We start from the raw sequence: 4723 nt of genomic DNA, 5'->3' as shown, positions 1-4723 counted from the left end.
CGTCGCCCCCGCCGCCGGAGGGCCTGCCGCCGCGCGAACAGCTCGCTGAACAGGCACGTGCCGCGCTCGCCGACGCCGTCGTCCTCGCCCGCTGGGCCGAACGGAACGAGGCGCTCCCCGGCAGCGGCCCCGAACGCGAACGGGCCGCCGCCGCGCTCCGTATGAGCACCGGGGACGTACGCACCCACTGGGACCGCGCCCGTCTCGCCGGCCTCATCGAGCTGCACGGCGGCACCGCACGGCCCGGCTGGCGGCTGCGCGCCTGGGAACGGGACGACAGCGCGGTGCTGCGCGGATGGATGGCGCTCTTCGACGCCTGGTCGCTGGCCTACCCGGCACCGACCCCCGCCGACCCGGCACTCGTCGCCGAAGTGGTCGAGGCCGCACCGCAGTTGCTCTCGGTGATGCATCTGACCGCGGGGCCCGTCACCTTCCCCGCGCTGCACGATCTGCTCGCCCAGCGCGTCGCCGAACTGCGCGCCGAGCGCGACGCCGCCGACGAGTCCGCCGCACCGGAATCCGCGGCACCCGAGACCGCCGGCCCGGACCACCACTCCGAGCGCGCGCTGCTGCCCGCCCTGCTCGACTGGGCCCTCGACGGCTTCGCCGCCGTGGGAGCCCTCACCCGCTGCGCCGACGAGGCGGAGGCCCTGCCCGCGCTTCCGGCGGGCGCCGCCGAGCCCGTACGCCAGGGCTCCGCCGTGCTCACACCGCTGGGCAACTGGGCGGTGTGGACGAAGCTCGAACAGATCTGTGTCGCCGCTCAGAGTCCCGCCGGCAACATCGAGCAGTCCGCCCAGGACATGCTGCGCGGCTGCGCCCGCCTCACGCCCGGACCCGCACGCGACGAGTACCGGGCCTGGATCGCGGCCCGCTCGGGCGGCGCCGCCGTCACCGAACTCCTCGCCGCCGCCCGGGGAGAGGACGCCCTCATCCGCGGACTGGCCTTCGAGGCCCTGCGCGTGATCGGCGCCCCCGCGGAACCGGCCGTACGGGAGGCGGCCGAGGAGCCCACGCTGCGCCCGTACGCCCTGCTCTGGCTCGCCGAGCTGGACGGCGCCGACCCGGAGGACCTCGCGGGCGGAGCGCCGGGCGTGCTCAGCCGCCAGGAGGCGACGTGGCTGTGGGTCGACACCGCCGCCGCCGTCGCCGACCACGGCGAACAGCGGCTGCTCGTCGACCACTTGGAGACCGCCGTGCAGGGCACCGTCCCGAAGCTGCTGGAGGAGGTGCGTGCGGTCGGGCATCCGCGCACCGTGCAGGTCCTCGTCGCTCTCGCGGCCGCGCACCCCGACCCGGCGCTCGCCAAGGCGGTACGCCGCGCGGCCTTCCAGGTGCACACCGGCGGAGTCTGACCGGGCGCCGCCCCCGGCTCGTCCCGCCCCGCCCTGGCCCGGCCCGGCCCCGGCGGACGGCGCGGAAACCAGTTGCGGCGCGCCGCTAGACTGGCCCGCATGGCTACTCATCTGACGCATTAGAGCCGTACGTACGCGCTCGGCCCCTTCCCTACGTACGTCCTCACCCTGCCTGGAGTAGTCCGTGATCTCCGCCACCGGCCTTGAGCTGCGCGCCGGCGCCCGCATCCTGATCGAGTCCGCCACCTTCCGCGTCGCCAAGGGCGACCGCATCGGCCTGGTCGGCCGCAACGGCGCCGGCAAGACGACCCTCACCAAGTGCCTTGCGGGCGAGGCCGTTCCCGCGTCCGGCACCGTCTCCCGCGGCGGCGAGGTCGGCTACCTCCCGCAGGACCCGCGCACCGGCGACCTGGACGTCGTCGCCCGCGACCGCATCCTCTCCGCCCGCGGCCTCGACGTCGTCATGCGCAAGATGCGCGAGAACGAGGACCGCATCGCCCACGGCCAGGGCGCCACCCGCGAACGCGCCCTGCGCAAGTACGAGCGGCTGGAGACGGAGTTCCTCACCAAGGGCGGTTACGCCGCCGAGTCCGAGGCCGCGACCATCGCCGCCAGCCTCGGCCTGCCCGACCGTGTGCTGGGCCAGCCCCTGCACACGCTTTCCGGCGGACAGCGCCGCCGCGTCGAGCTGGCCCGGATCCTCTTCTCCGACGCCGACACCCTGCTCCTGGACGAGCCCACCAACCACCTCGACGCCGACTCGGTCGTCTGGCTGCGGGACTTCCTCAAGACCTACCGCGGCGGCCTCATCGTGATCTCCCACGACCTGGCGCTGATCGAGACCGTCGTGAACAAGGTCTTCTACCTCGACGCCAACCGCTCGGCGATCGACATCTACAACATGGGCTGGAAGCAGTACGTCGTCCAGCGCCAGGACGACGAGAAGCGCCGCAAGCGCGAGCGCGCCAACGCCGAGAAGAAGGCCGCCGCCCTCTCCCTGCAAGCGGCCAAGATGGGCGCCAAGGCCACGAAGGCCGTCGCCGCCAAGAACATGGCCCGCCGGGCGGAGAGGCTGCTGTCGGGTCTGGAGGAGCAGCGCCAGTCCGACAAGGTCGCCAAGCTGCGCTTCCCCGACCCGGCACCCTGCGGCAAGACGCCGCTGATGGCCGAGGACCTCTCCAAGTCCTACGGCTCGCTGGAGATCTTCACCGGAGTCGACCTCGCGATCGACAAGGGCTCCCGCGTCGTCATCCTGGGCCTCAACGGCGCGGGCAAGACGACGCTGCTGCGCCTGCTGTCCGGCATCGAGGACCCGGACACCGGCAAGGTCGTCCCCGGCCATGGCCTCAAACTCGGCTACTACGCCCAGGAGCACGAGACCCTCGACCCGCACCGCACGGTCCTGGAGAACATGCGCTCGGCGGCCCCCGACATGGACCTCGTCGACATCCGCAAGACACTGGGCTCGTTCCTCTTCTCCGGCGACGACGTCGACAAGCCGGCCGCGGTGCTCTCCGGCGGCGAGAAGACCCGGCTCGCCCTGGCGACGCTCGTCGTCTCCTCGGCGAACGTGCTGCTCCTCGACGAGCCGACCAACAACCTCGACCCGGCCAGCCGCGAGGAGATCCTCGGCGCCCTGCACACCTTCACCGGCGCCGTCGTCCTGGTCACGCACGACGAGGGCGCCGTCGAGGCGCTGGAGCCGGAGCGCATCATCATGCTCCCCGACGGCGTCGAGGACCTGTGGAGCGACGAGTACGCCGACCTCGTCGCCCTCGCCTGACGGTCCGCTCTCCGCTCCTTGATCAATCTCCGCTGGATCATTCGGCCGACTCTTGATCCTTCATATGTGTGAGAGCGGCTCGTACCGCGGCGTGGCCGCCCCTCGTGGATCACGCCGGTGTGGCAGGCAGCGCACCGGGTACGGCGTGACGTGAACCTCCTTCGCTGACCAGGCCGTTCACGATCGTCCGGACACGGACCGGGTAAATCCGGCCACCGGAATTCGATGTTCCACCGCCGTTGCGCGGCCGCATGGCGGGCCCGCAGTTCCATGGACCTTGCCGAATGGGTGGCCAGAACAAGGGGGAGGGGTGATCATGAGAGTCACAAAGCGCACTTCCCATGAGGAGGCACGGGTGGCCGAGACTCTGAAGAAGGGCAGCCGGGTGACCGGCACCGCGCGCGAGAAGCTCGCGGCAGACCTCAAGAAGAAGTACGACGGCGGTGCGAGCATCCGGGCGCTGGCCGAAGAGACGGGCCGTTCCTACGGATTCGTGCACCGGATGCTCAGCGAGTCCGGTGTGACGTTGCGGGGACGCGGCGGAGCCACGCGAGGAAAGAAGTCCACCTCGGCTTGAGAGGGCCGGACTTCCAGGCATCCCTCGCGGTGGTTACTCTTCAGTCACTTGGCCGTTGAGTAACCACCGGAGGATGTCGATGACCCTGCTCGACAAGGACGGCGTGCGTCTCGCCGTGGACGGCGCCGTGGCCACGGTCACGCTCGCCAACCCGGCCAAGCGCAACGCCCAGTCACCCGCCCTGTGGCGGGCACTGACCGAAGCAGGACGCGCTCTGCCCGGCGACGTACGGATCGTGGTGCTGCGCGCGGAGGGCAAGTCCTTCTCCGCGGGCCTGGACCGGCAGGCGTTCACTCCCGAAGGGATCGACGGCGAGCTGTCGTTCCTCGATCTCGCGCACGCCTCGGACGAGACGGTCGACGAGACCATCGCCGTCTTCCAGGAGGCGTTCAGTTGGTGGCGCCGCCCCGATGTGATCAGCATCGCCGCGGTGCAGGGCCATGCGATCGGCGCCGGCTTCCAGCTCGCCCTCGCGGCCGACATACGCGTCTGCGCCGACGACGTGCAGTTCGCCATGCGGGAGACCAGCCTCGGGCTCGTCCCCGATCTGGCGGGCACCCATCCGCTGGTGGCCGCCGTCGGGTACTCGCGTGCGCTGGAGATCTGCGCGACGGGGCGCTTCGTGCACGCGTCGGAGGCCGAGCGCACCGGGCTGGCCAATCTCGTCGTCCCCGCCGAGGACCTCGACGGCGCCGTCGCCGATCTGTCGGCCGCCCTGCTGGGCGCCCCGCGCGACGCCGTCATCGAGACCAAGTCCCTGCTCCAGGGCGCCGCTTCGGGGCGTTCCTACGAGGAGCAGCTCGCCGCCGAGCGCGCGGCGCAGACGCGCAGGTTCCGCGATCTCGCGGGCGCCGGCGAGTGATCCCGGCGGCGCGCTGATCAGCGGTCCGTGCCCGCCGGGTCGACCGCGCTGACCAGTACGGCCACCGTCACCGGCACCGCGGGCTCGTCCGCGTCCCAGGCCGCCGCCTTCGCCGCGGCCTCGCGCACGGAGCGCGCCACGTCGAG

General features: G+C 72.1%; 4 protein-coding genes. All 4 read left to right on the top strand.

What is annotated here, in order from left to right:
- Nucleotides 1–1355, top strand: a 1355-nt coding sequence (locus tag AN218_RS17545; RefSeq protein WP_244900503.1) for a hypothetical protein, incomplete at its 5' end; no start/stop codon positions are given.
- A 184-nt stretch (nt 1356–1539) separates the two neighbouring features.
- On the top strand, nt 1540–3138 hold the full coding sequence (gene abc-f, locus AN218_RS17540; RefSeq protein WP_070017835.1) for a ribosomal protection-like ABC-F family protein: 1599 nt from the start codon (nt 1540–1542) through the stop codon (nt 3136–3138).
- Nucleotides 3139–3493: 355 nt separating this feature from the next.
- Nucleotides 3494–3715: a helix-turn-helix domain-containing protein gene (locus AN218_RS17535; protein WP_070017834.1), complete on the top strand. Its 222-nt coding sequence runs from the start codon at nt 3494–3496 to the stop codon at nt 3713–3715.
- A gap of 79 nt (nt 3716–3794) precedes the next feature.
- Complete coding sequence (locus tag AN218_RS17530; RefSeq protein ID WP_070017833.1) at nt 3795–4577, top strand: enoyl-CoA hydratase/isomerase family protein; 783 nt, start codon at nt 3795–3797, stop codon at nt 4575–4577.
- Nucleotides 4578–4723 lie beyond the last annotated feature (146 nt).

The sequence above is a fragment of the Streptomyces nanshensis genome (assembly GCF_001751255.1).
Taxonomy (GTDB): Bacteria; Actinomycetota; Actinomycetes; order Streptomycetales; family Streptomycetaceae; genus Streptomyces; species Streptomyces nanshensis_A.
This window is presented reverse-complemented; position numbering and strand designations above follow the sequence as displayed.

What these genes read in the sequence shown, in the direction of transcription:
- AN218_RS17530 (WP_070017833.1), top strand. Translation starts at nt 3,795, where the DNA reads ATGACCCTGCTCGACAAGGACGGCGTGCGTCTCGCCGTGGACGGCGCC.